This window comes from Alicyclobacillus suci (assembly GCF_017329615.1).
Taxonomy (GTDB): Bacteria; Bacillota; Bacilli; order Alicyclobacillales; family Alicyclobacillaceae; genus Alicyclobacillus; species Alicyclobacillus suci.
Genome location: NZ_JAFMTW010000057.1, coordinates 1 through 16,813 on the forward strand (window position 1 = coordinate 1; position 16,813 = coordinate 16,813).

Sequence of the window (16,813 nt, forward strand, 5' to 3'; positions counted from 1 at the left end):
GCTTCTCCCGGCTTCTCCCGGCTTCTCCCGGCTTCTCCCGGCTTCTCCCGGCTTCTCCCGGCTTCTCCCGGCTTCTCCCGGCTTCTCCCGGCTTCTCCCCGCCTCACACGCCGGGCGGCTTCAATCGCCGCCCTCGTACCACATTTCTAGCGGCAGCCCGAGCATGTGCTTGCCGATGAGTTCCCGGGCCAAGTGATTGGACGGGCCCATCACCAGACCTGCCCGCGCGTCGCGATACAGCCGTTCCAAAGTCCCCCGCTTGTAGCCGTAGCCGCCGCTGACGTCCATCGCGATTTGTGCCACTCGATTCGCGACTTCAGAATTGTGGACCTTGAGTTCCGTCAGTGGCATCGTCCATTCGTTGGGGCCATACTTCTGCCCACTTTGCTGCCACTCATCGAGTTTCGAAGCTAACTGCGCTTGCCAGGCGAGAGAGCTTTCGAGGAGAATTTTTGCCTCCGCAAGTTGACTGCGGATGACTTGGTAGTCGGCTAACTGCTTCTGCACGTGGGCGTGGGATGTACGTTTTACATGATCAGTCACCTCATCTAAGATACCCCATGCGGTGCCAGCCCAGGTCGCGGACAAGCCGATGAGATAAGTTACGCCGTTCTGAATGATGTCTCGACCGATGCCCTCTTTCCCAAGGCGATCCCGCTCCTCAACATGAACATCTATAAACTGGAGCGATCCACTATGATTACCACGGACGCCAAGTGCGTCCCACGCACCCGCGGTGATGCCATTTTGTCGGCCGTCGACGATGAAATAGGTCAGGTCGTCAGGCGCTTTTGCATTCGGCGTCTTCGTTTGCACAACGTAGAAATCCGCATAGCCGCCACTGGTCGTAAACGACTTGTTGGCATTCAGTAAATAGCCATTGGCCGTCCGCACTGCTTCACTTTCGTTTCGCCAATAGTGTCCACCCGTCACCCGCTCGCTCGTGGAGAAAGTTCCGATGCTGCCGTGTCGGATGGGTCGGAGCCATCTGTCCCACTGATCTTCGCTACCATAGAGATAGATAGCATAGGCCGCGCCCACATGCATGGTGTAAATGAGGGCAGTAGACGGACAAGCGCGTGCAATTTCCTGGACGGCGGTGGAAAAGGCGGTAAAGTTTAACCCAAGCCCCCCCAAATCCGTTGGAAGTAAGATGCCGTTCCAGCCCTCCTCCGCTAGCGCATTCAGATTTTCTCGCGGGTACCTGCCCTCCCGGTCAATCGTTGTGGCGTTCGGGCGGATGACGTGATCGACCAGTTCACGAATGCTGCTTTGCACATATGAGAGCGAAAGGGTAGACAACGTATGCGACCTTGCTGTGTCAAAAGACATGATAATGAAAGTGCCCCCTTTACACCGTCTGTTGAATCCAGTACGTACTGCGATATTTCCGCGCAGGATGGTCGTCTAGGAGGAAACTTCCCCGTCCAGACAAGTTATCTCGGAGGGTCGTGCCGCCGTAGGCATGTCGGACCAATCCCCGACGTTGCAGCACGGGAACCACCCTTTCAACAAAGTCGACAAACGTGCCGGGACTCACGGCGTACGCGATGTTAAATCCATCGACGCCTGCCTCGTCCATCCAGTATTCCATGGCATCTGCAATCGTGTCAGGGGTGCCGACAACGACAGGGCCAATGCCACCTATCCCAACAAAATCGGCAATCTCGTCCACGTTCCATGTCTTGTCGGGATCAATCTTTGTGAAAGTTTCGACTGCAGATTCGACCGCACGATTCTTCACATACCGCAAATTTTCGTTTGGCGAATAGTTGGAGAGGTCAATCCCTGTCCATCCGCCAAATAAGGACAATGCGCCATCGTAACTCGCATGCGCTTTATACTCGGCATACTTCTCTTCGGCCTCCGCCTGGGTGCGCCCGACAATCGGCGTGAATAGCGCCAACACGCGAATCTCCTGTGGATCACGCCCGATCCGCTCTGCCTCCTGACGCAGCGCACGAACATACACTTTGGCAATATTCACGGTCGGCACACTGATAAACACGCATTCCGCATGCTTTGCAGCGAATGCCCGACCGCGTGTCGACGTCCCCGCCTGATAGAGGACAGGAGTCCGTTGCGGCGACGGCTCACATAAGTGGATACCTGGAACCGAGGAGTACTTGCCGCGGTGTTCGATGTCATGCACTTTCCTTGGATTCGTATACATACCACTGGCCTTATCCCGAATGACTGCATCATCCTCCCAACTGGACTCCCAGAGCTTGTAGCAGACTTCAAGGAATTCCTCAGCCCTGTCGTACCGCTCGTCATGACTGACTTGCTCGTGTAATCCAATGTTGCGAGCTGCGCTATCGAGATAGGAAGTGACAATATTCCATCCCACGCGCCCCTTGGTCAAATGGTCCAAAGTCGACATCCTTCTGGCAAACGTATATGGATGCTCGTAGCTCACCGAAGCTGTGACGCCGAAGCCGAGATGTTTCGTCACTTGCGCCATGCAGGGGACGACCAACATGGGGTCATTGACAGGCACCTGGGCCGCATCGCGGACCGCTGCATCGCGTGAACCTTGATAGACGTCGTAGACGCCAAGCACGTCTGCCAAAAATACTGCGTCAAAGCAGCCGCGTTCTAGGAGGCGGGCGAGTTCCACCCAATATTCCATATCCGTGTAGCGATATGCCTGGTCTTCTGGGTGCGTCCACAACCCTGGGGACTGATGACCGATGCAGTTCATATCAAAGGCATTTAAGTACATGCGGCGTTTCGCCATGTCGCTCCCTCCCAGTTCCAATCTGGCGTAGATTACGCGTACCAACCGGGTTTCGGCGGCTCATCGTTCACATACCAATTTCCGATGTTCTTAAACTTGTAATCGATTGGATTGTGAAGGGTGTGCGTCCGAACATTCCGCCAAAAGCGATCAAATCCATGGTTCTTCGTTGCCGAACGCGCCCCCATGACCTCAAACACCTGGCTGGTCACATTCAGCGCAACCTTGCTGGCGAGCGCGTTGGCTGCGGCAGTGTGTACGGCGACACGCCCGCGCTCATCTGACGTCAAGCTGAACTCTTTCTCCCATGCCGCATCAATCGAGTGCCCAGCAGCATCGAGAAGACTGGTTGCTCCTTGCAGTTCCACCCACATGTCTCCATATTTGCGAAGGGTATATGGATCGCGATGGGCAGCATTCACACCCGAGGTATACCAAGGACGGGATTGGGTTCGCGTATACTCTTTTGCCGCTTCTAAGGCGCCTGTTGCACTGCCGGCAAAGATGTTCGCCAAAATCATCTGCGACAAGGGTGCGTCAATGGTCGAAAACGGTGATTTGTTCGCCAGCGGAACCGCGATGATCTCGTGCGGTTCGACAACGACATCTTGGAATTCCACAGTCCCACTGTCGGTTTGGCGTTGGCCTAATCCGTCCCAGTCGTCATGGACCAACACACCTTCACGACGAGTTGGGATGACCGCCGTGTACAGCGCAGCTGGATCATCTCCTTCTACCCACGACACCAACAGCCTGTCGGAGTCCTGCGCACCTGTGCAAAACGATTTCCGTCCGTTGAGCACAACCCGGCCATCCTCCCTGTTGCCGCGCAACCTCTGATCGAGCGGATTAAACGCATTGCCCCAAAACCAATTGTGCTTTGCGGATTCAGTGTAGAAATACCGTTTTTGCTCTGGTGTACCGACTAAGTGTGGCGCGACCAATTGCAAAAAGTGATAACCGTATAAATGTGCGAGCGATCCGTCAACTTTTGCGAGTTCCCGCACGATGCGAAGCACCGTCGACCAAGTTTCTCCACCTCCGCCATACCGCTCGGGAATTAAAAGGGTCAATAAACCACTTTCACGAAGCATATCCCGCTGGCGTTTCGCGTTTCCTCCGGCTTGTTCACGCTCCACTGCATCTACAGCAAACGCTTCGGCCAATCTTTGTACGGATACCCAGATGTCGTCTTGTACTGCGCTCGAAATCGTCATACGCTCACTCCTGTCATCTCTACACCACATTTTGCTGGACGCCTGTCTGAACGCCTGTCGCACTCCGCGCACACTACCACGCGAAGGAAACTAGGTAACAATCGAATCCACATCTCTTTGTGCGGACCCGGTGCCCGCTGGCGCCATTTCCCGTGTCGGCTGAAGAAAAAAGTGCGTGAGGAAACTGCTGATGACGTAGAGAATTGCAAACGCCCACACGACACCAACTAGCCCAAAAATCTGGTTGAACAACGCAACGAGCACGGGGCCGATAAAGTTACTCAATCCAGCACCAAGATTCAGTACCCCCATCGCCGCGCCTCGCTCATTCGGCGCCAGGTACGGCATCAGTGCGGACAGCGGCACGAATGCTGACACGCATGCACCGAACAAACAAGCGATGACCACAGTCATCCAAAAATTGTGATGAAGCGCCACGGGCCCGTAGTAATACAGTAGGGTCGTCAGCGCACACCCCAACCCGCCAAACCATTTGATGACGTTGCGCCAGCCAATTTTATCTCCAACGATGCCCCAGATAATGTTAAACACCATGTTACTGATCGATTGGTCACCCCAAATTTGCAACCATTGGGAAGTCGTAAAATGTAAGGAGGTCGTAAAAAAGACTGGAAAGATGACCACCAGTCCGTACCATGCAGCGGTGTTGATGGTCCGCACAATGCCACCTACCGTCACGCGTGGTTGTCTCCACAAGATGGTGACACCAGTTGTAAATTCCCGAATGGCGTGCTTCGAAGCGCGTGGCGTCCGCTCCGGCGGATCGTTTACCAAGAGCAGCCCCCACACGCCACCGATGAGAATCCAGGCGATGGCGCTCCACAGGGTGCCCATGTAGCCGAAAATCGAGAGTGTAAAGCTCGGGTAATAAGAACCGACAAACCCAATTCCCCCAGCGAACATGAACCAAAACAACCCCATCGCTGAAGCGAGCTTGCTTCGCTGAGATCGATAAGTGACCCACACGATGAAGGAGAACGCAAATAGCGGATAACCAAATCCCCTCAACCCATACATGACCAACATGAGGGCATAGTTCTTATCGTGAAGTCCCAATAGGAACCCAACGTCGAACACAACCCATATCACAAAACCAAGGAACATGACACGGCGTGTTCCCCAAACTTGAGACAATACGCCCGCTAACCATGACGCAATGGTGAGCGTAATCCCATATACGCTAAAGACCGTGGCACTTTGTTCAATAGAGAACCCTAGTTGGACGATATACTTCGACAAGAAAGCCTGCTCGACACCATCTCCCACCATAAACAGGAATACGGAGACAAATCCCCACAATACCTTCCCGTCCATACCAAATATTCGGTATATTACGTTTTCTTTCAGCTTGACGATATCGCTCATTCATCCACCTCTCTCTTCATGCTCTGCTGCGCCGAAACCCGGATTCCTCTCTCCAAAAAAATAAGGCACGGAGTCTTTGAACTCCGTGCCTCTGGTGGTCCAGTCGGCCTTAGCGCGCGATTCATTTACGTATAAGTTGAGGTCATTTTATTTTGAGTATTCAGGTTTGTCAACAGGGATTTTGTCAGTCCACTCAACCAGAAGTCGCGCTTCGAGACATGTTGTAGGCAATCACCTGTTCTGGGGGCTAGAATCCAGAGACAGTTCATGTTTCAAGCGATATATACACATAATGATGTAATCATGTATTTACGTATCCCCATAATTATCTATCGATATATTTCGAAACGAAATCTCCGTGCATACGCCCATATGTATAGACGGACATGCAACTTGTGTGAGAAGGGGACATTCACCACGGCCACGAGGCTCAAGAGTCATTGACGGTTATTCAGAACGAAACCATCTCATTCACAACGGCAGATGTCAACGTAGCCCCCGGTTATCACTCGTACCAATTAGTAGCTTCACTTACGAACGCACTTCTCAATGCGGCGAACGTCGTGGGTCCGGTCACGTTTACTGGCGTTTCATTGGTGTAAACAGTTGTAAGAAAAACGAAAAAGGCAGACGTCATCACGACGCCTGCCCCAAATGGTTGATTTACGCAGTGAAAGATGCACTTTGTGTCGAGCGTTTATTGACCTTGACTGTAACCAGACTCGCCAGTGCCACGAAGATAGCGGAAACGACAATAGTTAGAATGTACGCCCCCGCGATACCTGTCTTGGCGATACCCCCAGTGAGAATCCCGACCCAGCAGAAATCTGCATCTCCAAAAGTCGTATTCGCGAGCCCGAGTTTCCCCAGGGAAGCCAGCAACAAAGCTGGCAATACGGTAATCAAGAGACCATTGATAAACGACCCAATCGCAGCGCCACGACGTCCGCCAGTGGCATTCCCAAAGACGCCGGCGGTTCCGCCATCAAAGAAATGCGGGACCATGCCCGGAATAATCAGCGCAAGCCCCAATGGGCCCATCAGGAACATACCGATGAGTCCACCAATTAAACTGGAGATAAACCCAACGATGACTGCAGTCGGTGCAAACGGGAAAGTGGTTGGACAATCCAGCGCAGGGAGTGCGTTGGGCACAATTTTTAGCGCGATGCCCTGGAATGCAGGGACAATCTCCGCGAGAATCATCCGCACACCCATCAGCACGACAGCGATACCTGCACCAAATGTGAGACCTTGCGTCAGCGCGAACATCACGTAGTTGCTCCCCTGCGTGTAACTCACAATGGATGCGGCACCGGCAATGACGGCCAGCACCACATAGATGATAATCATCGTCAGCGTCGTCATCACAAGGGAGTCCCGAAGGAATCCGACTTTTGGAGATACCTTGATTTCTTCAGTGGTTCGACTGTTCTTCCCGACCGCCTTGCCCACGGCAGCCGAGATAATATAACCAAGAGAATTAAAATGACCCAGTGCAAACTCCGCGCCACCGGTGACCTTCCTCATAAATGGATGAACAAAAGCTGGCATAATCGTTCCAACCGTACCCAGCAAGATACCACCAATGATGGACTCGTTCGCGCCGGTGATTCCAGCACTTCCGAGTACTACGGCTAAAACGGTCGCCATGAAGAACAGATGATGCCCTGTCAGGAAGATGAACTTTGCTGGCGTGATGCGGGCTAAAATGAGATTGACCACGAATCCAAGCGCCATAATAATGGCCGTCTGTGCGCCAAACGACTTCTGTGCCAGCGCGACAATGGCCTCATTGGTGGGAACGACGCCGTGTAGGTGTAGCCCAGCCTGGACCATATTCCCAAACGGAGAGAGTGCGCCACTAATGATGTTGGAGCCACCTGTCAAAATCAAAAATCCGACGATCACCTTCAGCGTACCCGTAACCGTGTCACTAACCGACTTGCGTAACGCAATCAGCCCAATGAGCGCCATGATTCCTACGAGGAGCGGCGGCTGGCTGAGAATTTCGTTCACGATAAAATGAAGAACAATCATCCGTCATCCTCCTATTTTTGTACGACAGGTTGCAATTTTTCCTTCATTTCATTCTTGTCCACGTAGTTCGTGATGGTAATGACCGGCACATTCTTGTCTGCAAGCATCGTTGCGAATTCGGATGATGTTACGATGATATCTGCGGTTTCTGCCTTGGCTGTCCCGATGTCCGCGGTAGCCACCGTCGCTGTAATGCCCAACTCGCGCAACACGGACTCAATCGTCATGCGCAACACCATACTGCTTCCAAATCCCATGCCACAAACCGCTAGAATTTTCATGGTTCTTTTCCTCCTGTTATTGGGGTAAATAATCGCTTATCCAAGCACGGCGCTATTGTCGTGTTACACTCGCAAGTACTGCACGTGCCTCATCGACGGTCCTCGCGGCGCGCAACGTTCTCATGCTTTCTTCGTCCGCCAGCAGTCGCATTAAATCTGCCATGGCCTCCAGGTGCTGATGTTGATCCACGGCGCCGAAGGCGATGGCGATATCGACCGGATCGTTATCTGGATGCCCAAAAGGAATGGCTTCCTCTAGCGTGACAAGGCTCATACAAACCTGCTGCACGCCATCCTCTGGACGCGCGTGCAACAGCGCCACGCCTGGAACAATCACCATATATGGGCCGTTCTTTGCAATGGACTGTTTCATCGCATCCACGTAACGTTTCTCGGCCCCGCCGGTCTCAACGAGAAGTTCCCCGGCGAGATGGACCACTTCATCCCTGCTGTGCGCCAGACACTTGACCCGAATGGAGCCGGCGGTCAACAAGTCAATCATTCTGTACACCTTCTTTCCTGCTGTAAGGTCAATCGACTGTCCGCTTCCCTGAGCACCGCACAGCGTCCCGCCTAGATACGGAGCAATCCGCTGTAACATATTGTCGATCTCCACATCGACAGCGCCCGACTGCATTATCTGAAAGGATTGCTCAATGAGTTGGCGAATGGGCCTCCTCAACTTGGCGGTCTCCGCCACCGGCGCGTTCAACCCAGGCAGGCGCGCCAGCCATTCGGAAATGCGCTGCTTGTCGTGTGCAGGCAGCAGAGGATGGACGACGATGTGTGGTACCGGCGCGTTGTCCAGCGGCAAGCTAGAAATGATGACATCAGCCCCGAGTGTTTCTGCTTCTTGAACTCGGCTCACATCGACTGTGCCGACGACTTGCAGATTCTCGTTCGCCGCCTCGATTTGAGATTGAAGGATCTTTCCTGTGCCAATCCCTCCGGCGCAGACGACCAGAACACGAACTCGTCGCTCCATCGAGTGCGAATGGATTCGGCGCCGCTCGAGCGCAGCGCCAATATGCAAGGCAATAAACCCAATTTCCGCAGCGCTGACGGGCCTCCTGGACAAGTTTTCCAAACTTCGGCAAGCGATCACTGCCGCCTGGTACGCTAGGGTGTGTTGCGCTCTGATGTCCTCAATCAGATAGTTCTGCACTGGAATGTCATAAAAGAGACGATAGACCATCGGTTTGACGTGGAGGACGAGTCCTCGGAAGAGATCGGTATCCTCCATCAAAAACGTCCCGAGTGTCGAGTCGACGGTCAAGAGCATTTGTGTCACGATGTCTTCCACCAGGGGATTCGACAGCGCCGTGTGAAATGTCTCCTCATCCAGTTGCGTTTGTGAGAAGGCGCCAAGCAGATATAGGGCAATACAGGCGATTTCTTCATCCGAAAAGCTCACTGAAAACATCGTCGCCAGCACAGCCGCAACTTCTTTCGCATCGGCGTATTCTGCGGTGTCCATGACCTGCTTCATATGGGTTCGGGTAAGCGATACTGTCCAACCACGCTGGATGCGTCCGACCTGAATCGCGAGGAACAGAATCCATTCATCGCTCTTCTCTCGCAATGGGCACGGATTGCGGATTTCACAGAGACCACTTTGTAGCAGCGATAGAGTCTCTGAATCCGACAGCCGACTAAGCAAAAACGCATCCATCGCGGATATTTGCAAAGGGCGTTCGGGCCTATCCGAACTCGGTCGTTCCGGATGCCCCCACTCGCGGGCCAGTCGCAAAGCGCCGTACCTCCGCAACAGTTCCGGTCCCTCCACCCTCGCACCATAGTGCCTCTTGCGAAGCAATTGGAGACCAGTGCGCTCAAGCCATCCCTCTGCCCGATCCATGTCGCTGTAGATGGTTCGAGGGCTCGCCTCGAGCACATCTTCCAACTGTTTGACGAGAACTGGCTCGTTGGCAAACAGGAGAACGGAGAGAAGTTTGCACAGGCGCAAGTCTGCTGTACTTTGATCAACAGGGATGCTCTTTGCCGCACGCAACTCGTTCAGAATTTTTTGTTTTTTGTCAGGTGTACCTTCCAGCCAAACACCCGACCTACGCCGCACTAGATGAATTCCATGCGGCAGGACGGCCTGCTCAATTTCATCAAGGTCGTATCGGATACTTCTCGGCGTCAACTTATGGCGTTCAGCCAACTCCCCGGTTTTCACCGGCTGCGCTTGCTGCAGTAAGCGCACTAAAATTTGCATCGCTCGCGGCTTCAAATCCTTTAAATCCTTTACGTCCTGCGCCTGAATGGGATGCACCTCCTTTTGCATTCAGTTGCTGCAGTCGGTTTCTGCAGTCATTGTGGAAATCGGTTGCGGTTATCGAGATTTTTTGAAATCCCTTACATCGCGATGATATTACGGTTCACAAGAAACATCAACGACGAAAATCCGCAATTGGTTTCCGTATAGCGTATGACGCGAAACGGAAAATATCAGCTGATTATGGGGTGGGGGCGTGATCGAGGGGGGGTGCGGGCGAAGGCACGGGCGGCGGCGTGGTTCCGGCTCCGGCGGCGAATAGGGCAGTAAATCTACCTTATTTTCGAATATAACGTAGATTCCGTGTATTTAAGGCACGAAAAAGTCCTTATTTACTCAAAATCCGCCGGATAAAGGCGAAACCCCGAGCATTAGTGCAGATTTGATGTCTTATTGGTCCCAAGCGGCGCGCGAATGTCTTAATAAGACAGCCCCGTCTGGGCACGACACCTACGTTCCAAGTTCCAAGCACCGATCGCAGTGGCCTCGACACCTACGTTCCCAAGCACCTGCCACACTGGACTCGACGCCCCCCGGCGCATAGATTCCCCCCACAAAGCAACAGCACCAGTTCCCTGACGACTTGCAAGGGAGCTGGTTCCTCGAATGTGCGAGGGTGCCCTCAATAAAACTTTTTGCTGTCGTTGTACTCTTTCAATATCTCGACAGCCTCGCGGAAGCGAATGGAGTGGACCACTTCGCGTTCGCGCAGGAACTTCAGGCTATCTTGGATGTCCACGTCGTCTGTAATTTCAATCAGCCACTGGTACGTCGCGCGCGCTTTCTCCTCTGCGGCGATGTCTTCGTAGAGATCTGCAATCGGATCCCCCTTGGACTGGATATAGGCCGCGGTCCATGGAACGCCTGCGGCGTTGTGGTAAAACAGGGAGGGGCCGTGATCGACAAAGTGATCACCCAGACCCGCTTCGCGCATTTGTTCGGGGGTCGCATCCTTGGTCAGCTTGTATATCATCGTCGCAATCATCTCTAGGTGCGCGAATTCTTCCGTGCCAATATCGTTGAGCAGTCCAACGACCTTGTCCGGAATTGTGTAGCGTTGGTTCAAGTATCGAAGCGCTGCCGACAACTCGCCGTCGGCCCGCCGTATTGTTCAATCAAGTACTTTGCCAGGCGAGGATCACATTTGCTCACGCGCACAGGATACTGAAGCTTTTTCTCGTATTTCCACACAATGTTTCACCATCCGTCTCCGATAATAAGCGAGTATTCAGACCTGCCAGGGCCATGGGCCTCGGTTCCAAAGTTGTGAACTCGTAGTCGATCCGTAGTTCATCAGTGGACCAAATTGACCCTCGAACGCCTTCGCCATTGTGTCTCGCTGCGCCCGAAGTTCGTTGAATTGTTGAATCGCTTGATTGTCCTCTGGATGGGTGTCTAGATAGAGGTTCAGTTCGACTAGCGCGAAATCAATCGATTGCAATTGCTGCAAAGATTGATAATAGGCATCGTTCGCGATTGGATTCACCATTTCTTTGTCGCCTCCAACAAACCGTTGTACGGACTGTAGAGCGGCGCCCACAAGGTGCCATGCTTGAGCGCATCCGTTGAGGAAAACTGCTCTAATCCTGAAGGTTGAAAGGTGATGTACTGGTTAGGGGGTACGATGAACGCCTTTGGCAACGCAGGGCACGGTTGAAACGGACTTAGAAATGGCGCGGAAGCTATATAGATATTTATAGAAACTCATAAATAGATACATATATATAGATATATGAGGCAGTCTGTCCGCCGTCTGCGAAAAAACCTTAAGTCACGAAAACATCTAGACCAATGCGGGCAATATAGGTTACCATACCAATAGCCGTGCATATTGGCGGTTCGATGGCAATGTTGCTATATTCCCGCGATGTAAGGAAACGATGTCCACCCTCTTTTGTCTACTCACTCTATGAAACCCATTGCTATACGGAGGTTCAAATGAATTTCAAAAAACTCCTTGCAGCCAGTTCAGTCCCCATGTTGCTTACCGTCGCTGCGCCCGTCGCGGTTTACGCGCAAACCGAACCGACCATTTCCTATGGATCAGTCGGCTCAGCGGTGACGACACTACAAAAGGATTTAAAATCGCTCGGTTACTCTGTGGGGCCGATTGATGGCGACTTTGGACCGAAGACGTTAAGTGCGGTCAAGTCGTTTCAACAGGCGCACAAGCTGACGGTGGACGGCGTTGTTGGTCCGCAGACGTGGAGTGCGTTACAGTCTGCGACACATGGCGCCTCATTCACGAATGTCGATTTGCGCTACTCTGCACCAAGTGACATCAATACCAAAACTATCAACTCGTTTTTAAGTAAGAACGGTTCCCCCATGAATGGGCTGGGACAATCTTTCATGAATGCGCAAAGTACATATGGCGTGGATGCAAACTACCTTGTCTCGCATGCGATTCTCGAGAGTGCATGGGGGAAGAGCCAAATTGCGTTGGCGAAAAACAACTTGTTTGGCTACGGTGCTTATGATTCGAACCCCGGGGACGACGCAGGCATGTTCCCAAGCGACAGTTACGCCATTATGTTTCAGGCGTGGGAGGTCCGCAACAACTACCTCAATCCAGGATCCAGTGAGTACGTGACCCCGACGCTGACCGGTATGAATGTGCATTACGCGACGGATCCAAACTGGGCGTCGAGTATTGGCTCGCTCATGAATGAGTTGGCGAGCTCGGCAGGTGGAAATGTGAATCAGTATCAGCAGTACCCATCAACGGCTATCGTCTCCCAACCCAAGAGCAACGCCGAGCCCGTGTACTATGTGAACGGTGCCGCAGGCACCACGCAGCAGAACCCGTACTACGGGGGCGTTCCATATTTTTCAAGCCTCAGTGATGGCATGAGTGATATGTTCTTTGGGCCGTTGCAAAATGGGAGTTCCGGTTCTGGTGTGTCGAAGGTGCAACGTTACCTGAACCAACAAATTGGCGCGGGCCTGACCGTCGATGGCCAGTATGGACCTGCCACAGCGGCAGCCGTCAAGAAATTTGAGGCAAAGCACGGACTAAAGCAAGACGGCGTGTGGAGCTTCGCGATGTGGACCAAGTATATTTACACAGCCTCGACGCCAACCGTGCCTGCGGGGAGTAGTGTCGAGATCGACCAGATTGCACAAGGTATGGCTGGCGCCTACGTCGTACCCTGGTATCATATTGCGGGCGAGGGTTGGGTCGATTCCCAATACGTGAAACTGACAAATGTCTACCGTTTGACGGTTGCGAATCCAACCAGCACAAACACGTCCATTCCGGTCTACAGTTCCAGCGACAAATCTCAACAAATCGAGACGTTGCACTCCGGAGATTTTGTCGTCGCAAATAGCACGCAGGCCTCGAATGGTATGTATGAGATTCAGTTATCTGCACAAATGTCCGATGCTAGTGGACAAGCAGCAGGAACACCGATGACCGGGTACGTTTCAACCTCAACTGCAAAGATGACAGCCCAACACTAAATTGAAACCTATCTACGTTCGAGGAGGCAAGAGATTGAAGACAAATTACAAGTGGTTAGCAGCAGGTGTGACATTTGCACTCCTCATCACGACAGGGTGCGGCGCAGAGACGGCGAACCCGCCCGCGAAGTCAACTAGCGGGAGTTCGTCTGCAAACGCGGCAAATTCGACAAACGTCACCAATTCGACGAGCGACAATTCGACCGCTTCGTCGAACAACGGCACCGGGGCAAACGCTGGAAACAACACAACAAACGCAAACAGTTCCACTGAAAATAGCACATATGTCAGTTATACAAATAGTCGATACGGATTCGCGCTGCGCGTTCCAGAACAATTTGTCAAACAGGCGCCGCCCGCAGATGGGGATGGCCAAAGCTGGAATAGTCCGGACAATGCCATGCAAGTTCGCGCGTATGGCCAATATAACGTCAACAACGATACGGTGAAAAGCACATTAGCCTCCCTTACAACTGGAAAACAAGCGACCTACCAACAAACGAATCAAAATTGGGGTGTCGTATCTGGGACGGACGGGAATCAGATATTCTATGACAAAGTGTACGTCGGCGCCACGAGCGTCTACATCTTGACCATGGAGTATCCAGCGTCAGACAAGAGCCAATACGCTAGTGTGGTGACGAATATCGCAAACTCGTTCCAACCGGGCTCACTCAAGTAATCTCGTATCTTGCAGGTAACACTGGAATGCTTGCAATCCACGTATGGCGAACTGCATCTGGGGATTTATATGGGGGATTTTCCCCTTCCCAGATGCATGGCCATGCTGTGATAGCACTGGGTAACGACATGAACCGAACCCACGCTTGTATCCACGCGTCCCCTCATCCCGTTCCAATCAACCGCATGGAGTACACTCAAGGCGCTATCTTCCATCACTGCATTTCCGACGAATTCTCCCTAGCAGTCTTGCGCAATTATTATTTTAATCTATTATATAAATCATATTTTGCATTTTATTTCAAATTCTAAATGCTGAACCAATTCATTCACTCCGCCCCTATCATGTCTGAATCGTTAGCAAGAGAACTATCGACTGGTTCATAGGTGATAACCTAGAAAGGGGACATTTTCATGCGAGCATCCCAAGTATTAGCCGATAACTTCACAACATGGGGAGTAACCCATGTATTTGGAATTCCCGGGAAGTCTATTTCACCCTTGATGTTGGATATTGATAGCCAAGGGATTCAATTCGTGTTGTCGAGGCATGAATCCGGCGCGGGTTTCGCCGCCTCCGGTTACGCGATGTTCCGCGACACGATTGGCATCGCCATCGTCACCTCTGGTCCCGGCGGAACGAACGCCTTGACATCCGCTGCGCAAGCGAAAGCCTTTCATCTTCCTGTCCTGTTTTTCACAGGGCAACCATCGGCCAGCGAATCAGGGAAGCCACTTGGTCAAGATTCGACCCAGTTCGGTACCGATTTGGTTGAAATGTTTCGTCCAGTGACGAAATTTAGCGCCCGGGTCGACAGACCCGACGTCCTTCATCTGTATCTGAAGCACGCGCTAGAAAAAGCTTTTACAGGTCCGTGCGGCCCTGTACACTTATGCCTGCCGTTTGATGTCCTCCTGGACGATATCGAACCATTCACCATCCCGCTTCCGCAAATTCCTAAAGTTGTGTCAGCCGATGTATCCAATGTTCTGCCGCTTTTCAATCGCGCAACTCGTCCGGTGTTGTTGCTCGGCAAAGGCGTTCACTCGGCCAAAGCCTACGAGGAAGTTCGGTTGCTCGCTGAGCACTGGGGCATTCCTGTCATCACGACGCCAGGCGGCAAGGGTGTATTCCCCTCCACGCATGAATTAGCACTTGGCAACTTTGGTCTCGGTGGAAGCGACGAGGCAGCAGACTATTTAAGGTCCGGAACAGATTTGATGATTGCCGTCGGAACGAAAATCAGTGACATGTCTCTCTCAGGGTTAACCGTCGAAGCGTATCCTCAACAAATTGTCCACTTCGATTATGATCCGACGTTTAGTGGAAAGGCTATCCCGGTTCCTACCGTCTTCGTCCCGGGGGATGCACGGTTAAATCTTGCCCGTTTGCTAGAGCTGGCGAATGCTACCCCAAAAACGCACAGCCCCCTCAAGGTGCATCGCGATGCGTCTATTCACGCATCCACTGACGACGATGGATTATCGGCCATCTCTGCGGTCAAGGCTTTGCGCCGCGCATTGCCACAGGACGCCATTTTATTTGGTGATGATGGAAGTCACACCTTTTACGCTATCCGTCACTATGATGTGTATGAGCCAGGGACGTTCATCTTCGATGACGTATTTGGCGCGATGGGACATCCAATCGGCTATTCGATTGGCGCGAAAATAGCCGCGCCAGAACGGACAATCGTTTGCTTGACAGGCGATGGCTGCCTGATGATGCACGGCACTGAACTATCGACAGCCGTCAATGAAGAGGCTGCGGTGATTTTTGTGGTATTTAACAACGGTCGATTGGATATGGTGGATAAAGGGATATCCCATCATACGGGTAGAACAGTGGGATCGATTTATCAACACCCACTGAATGCTGCGATGTTTGGAAAATCGATGGGTATGCAAACTTCGGTATGTCACAGTGAGTCAGATATTGAAACAGCAGTGCGGCAGGCCCTGGCGGCAAATGAGCCGACGCTTATCGAGGTCATGGTCAATCCGCATGAGATTCCACCAATCCTGAGCAGGTCGTTGACGATTCCGATATAACGTGCGTGCAAAAGTGACCTTTGCACTCGTGGGGAGCGCTATGCATGAAGTACCGTCAAACCAAATTGACTCAACCGCCTAACGAGAAGGGATTCGGTACAGAGAAGGACAAAACGCCTGTGTTTCGAAACCAACTTACTTCGTCTGAGATTTTACAGAAATTAAATTTTTATTCAGAAGTGCTGGACATTGTAAAGTGAGCGTTTTGCAGATTTATAAACTCCCGCAGGGCAAGGGTTCTGAGGGCATGAAAAAGGACTTCACCCCAACCTTCGAGAAAATTTCAAGTAACCCAAACCAGAAATTTTCGAGGAGGGAAGTCCCACTATGTATATTCTCCAACCATCGCTCTTTTCCTTTGAAGACTGGTTAGAAATTGACTCCAGCGATCGTCTGCCCTTGTTCTTTGCTGTCTTGGATTTACAACCCTATGCTTCAAAATTGAGAAAACAGTCACCCCAAGGCGCGAAACCTATGAATCGTGAAGCGATTCTGCGTGCATTGCTGGCTGCTCCGCTTGAAGGAATCTCAACGTTCACAAGGCTTCATGAACGGTTGGCGCGAGATATATGCTTTCGCTACCAGTGTGGGTTTCGAATCGACGAAGCAGCCCCGTCGGTCTCCACACTGAGTCGCGTGTTTTCAGCCGTTGTTGAGTTGGGTCTCGCTG

Annotated in this window: 14 protein-coding genes and 1 pseudogene; 5 read left to right on the forward strand and 10 right to left on the reverse strand. The window is 52.3% G+C overall.

Going from position 1 to position 16,813, the window contains the following annotated elements; translation table 11 throughout:
• Positions 1-120: 120 nt before the first annotated feature.
• The 10 genes and pseudogenes from J3482_RS17855 to J3482_RS17900 form a co-directional block, all read right to left on the reverse strand.
• On the reverse strand, positions 121-1,332 hold the full coding sequence (locus tag J3482_RS17855) for an acyl-CoA dehydrogenase family protein (RefSeq protein ID WP_206919479.1): 1,212 nt from the start codon (positions 1,330-1,332) through the stop codon (positions 121-123).
• Between the two features lie 19 nt (positions 1,333-1,351).
• Positions 1,352-2,740 carry an LLM class flavin-dependent oxidoreductase gene (locus tag J3482_RS17860; RefSeq protein ID WP_206922860.1) on the reverse strand — a complete coding sequence of 463 codons (1,389 nt, stop codon included), beginning with the start codon at positions 2,738-2,740 and terminating at the stop codon, positions 1,352-1,354.
• A gap of 32 nt (positions 2,741-2,772) precedes the next feature.
• The gene (locus tag J3482_RS17865) at positions 2,773-3,957 is read right to left on the reverse strand and encodes an acyl-CoA dehydrogenase family protein (RefSeq protein ID WP_206922861.1); all 1,185 of its coding nucleotides are present in this window, start codon (positions 3,955-3,957) and stop codon (positions 2,773-2,775) included.
• A gap of 90 nt (positions 3,958-4,047) precedes the next feature.
• Entirely contained in the window at positions 4,048-5,343 is a 1,296-nt protein-coding gene (locus J3482_RS17870) for an MFS transporter (RefSeq protein ID WP_021298466.1), read from the reverse strand.
• A gap of 663 nt (positions 5,344-6,006) precedes the next feature.
• Complete coding sequence (gene ulaA, locus J3482_RS17875; protein ID WP_021298465.1) at positions 6,007-7,383, reverse strand: PTS ascorbate transporter subunit IIC; 1,377 nt, start codon at positions 7,381-7,383, stop codon at positions 6,007-6,009.
• An 11-nt stretch (positions 7,384-7,394) separates the two neighbouring features.
• A complete protein-coding gene (locus J3482_RS17880; RefSeq protein ID WP_021298464.1) occupies positions 7,395-7,664 on the reverse strand; it encodes a PTS sugar transporter subunit IIB in 270 nt (89 codons plus the stop codon).
• A 52-nt stretch (positions 7,665-7,716) separates the two neighbouring features.
• The gene (locus J3482_RS17885; RefSeq protein ID WP_206919490.1) at positions 7,717-9,954 is read right to left on the reverse strand and encodes a BglG family transcription antiterminator; all 2,238 of its coding nucleotides are present in this window, start codon (positions 9,952-9,954) and stop codon (positions 7,717-7,719) included.
• 613 nt (positions 9,955-10,567) lie between these two features.
• A pseudogene (locus J3482_RS17890) lies at positions 10,568-11,136 on the reverse strand (manganese catalase family protein).
• Positions 11,137-11,173: 37 nt separating this feature from the next.
• Positions 11,174-11,434, reverse strand: a complete 261-nt coding sequence (locus tag J3482_RS17895) for a spore coat protein CotJB (protein WP_021298461.1) — start codon at positions 11,432-11,434, stop codon at positions 11,174-11,176.
• Complete coding sequence (locus tag J3482_RS17900; RefSeq protein ID WP_236018367.1) at positions 11,428-11,586, reverse strand: spore coat associated protein CotJA; 159 nt, start codon at positions 11,584-11,586, stop codon at positions 11,428-11,430. Before J3482_RS17900 ends, J3482_RS17895 begins: the two co-directional genes overlap by 7 nt.
• 297 nt (positions 11,587-11,883) lie before the next feature.
• On the opposite strand from J3482_RS17900, the gene J3482_RS17905 reads away from it, so the two are divergent.
• The 5 genes from J3482_RS17905 to J3482_RS17925 all read left to right on the forward strand — a co-directional run.
• The gene (locus J3482_RS17905) at positions 11,884-13,410 is read left to right on the forward strand and encodes a peptidoglycan-binding protein (protein ID WP_021298460.1); all 1,527 of its coding nucleotides are present in this window, start codon (positions 11,884-11,886) and stop codon (positions 13,408-13,410) included.
• 34 nt (positions 13,411-13,444) lie between these two features.
• Positions 13,445-14,092 carry a hypothetical protein gene (locus J3482_RS17910; protein WP_021298459.1) on the forward strand — a complete coding sequence of 216 codons (648 nt, stop codon included), beginning with the start codon at positions 13,445-13,447 and terminating at the stop codon, positions 14,090-14,092.
• A gap of 413 nt (positions 14,093-14,505) precedes the next feature.
• Positions 14,506-16,143: a thiamine pyrophosphate-binding protein gene (locus J3482_RS17915; protein ID WP_206919242.1), complete on the forward strand. Its 1,638-nt coding sequence runs from the start codon at positions 14,506-14,508 to the stop codon at positions 16,141-16,143.
• Between the two features lie 44 nt (positions 16,144-16,187).
• Positions 16,188-16,343, forward strand: coding sequence for a hypothetical protein (locus J3482_RS17920; protein ID WP_206922862.1), 156 nt, complete (start codon positions 16,188-16,190; stop codon positions 16,341-16,343).
• A gap of 127 nt (positions 16,344-16,470) precedes the next feature.
• Positions 16,471-16,813 (forward strand): transposase (locus J3482_RS17925; RefSeq protein ID WP_206922863.1); only part of this gene is annotated, 343 nt, incomplete at its 3' end.

Coding starts and splice junctions, on each gene's coding strand:
- J3482_RS17865 (WP_206922861.1), bottom strand. CDS start 3,957: ATGACGATTTCGAGCGCAGTACAAGACGACATCTGGGTATCCGTACAA.
- J3482_RS17870 (WP_021298466.1), bottom strand. CDS start 5,343: ATGAGCGATATCGTCAAGCTGAAAGAAAACGTAATATACCGAATATTT.
- J3482_RS17885 (WP_206919490.1), bottom strand. CDS start 9,954: ATGCAAAAGGAGGTGCATCCCATTCAGGCGCAGGACGTAAAGGATTTA.
- ulaA (WP_021298465.1), bottom strand. CDS start 7,383: ATGATTGTTCTTCATTTTATCGTGAACGAAATTCTCAGCCAGCCGCCG.
- J3482_RS17860 (WP_206922860.1), bottom strand. CDS start 2,740: ATGGCGAAACGCCGCATGTACTTAAATGCCTTTGATATGAACTGCATC.
- J3482_RS17920 (WP_206922862.1), top strand. CDS start 16,188: ATGAAGTACCGTCAAACCAAATTGACTCAACCGCCTAACGAGAAGGGA.
- J3482_RS17880 (WP_021298464.1), bottom strand. CDS start 7,664: ATGAAAATTCTAGCGGTTTGTGGCATGGGATTTGGAAGCAGTATGGTG.
- J3482_RS17855 (WP_206919479.1), bottom strand. CDS start 1,332: ATGTCTTTTGACACAGCAAGGTCGCATACGTTGTCTACCCTTTCGCTC.
- J3482_RS17895 (WP_021298461.1), bottom strand. CDS start 11,434: ATGGTGAATCCAATCGCGAACGATGCCTATTATCAATCTTTGCAGCAA.
- J3482_RS17905 (WP_021298460.1), top strand. CDS start 11,884: ATGAATTTCAAAAAACTCCTTGCAGCCAGTTCAGTCCCCATGTTGCTT.
- J3482_RS17915 (WP_206919242.1), top strand. CDS start 14,506: ATGCGAGCATCCCAAGTATTAGCCGATAACTTCACAACATGGGGAGTA.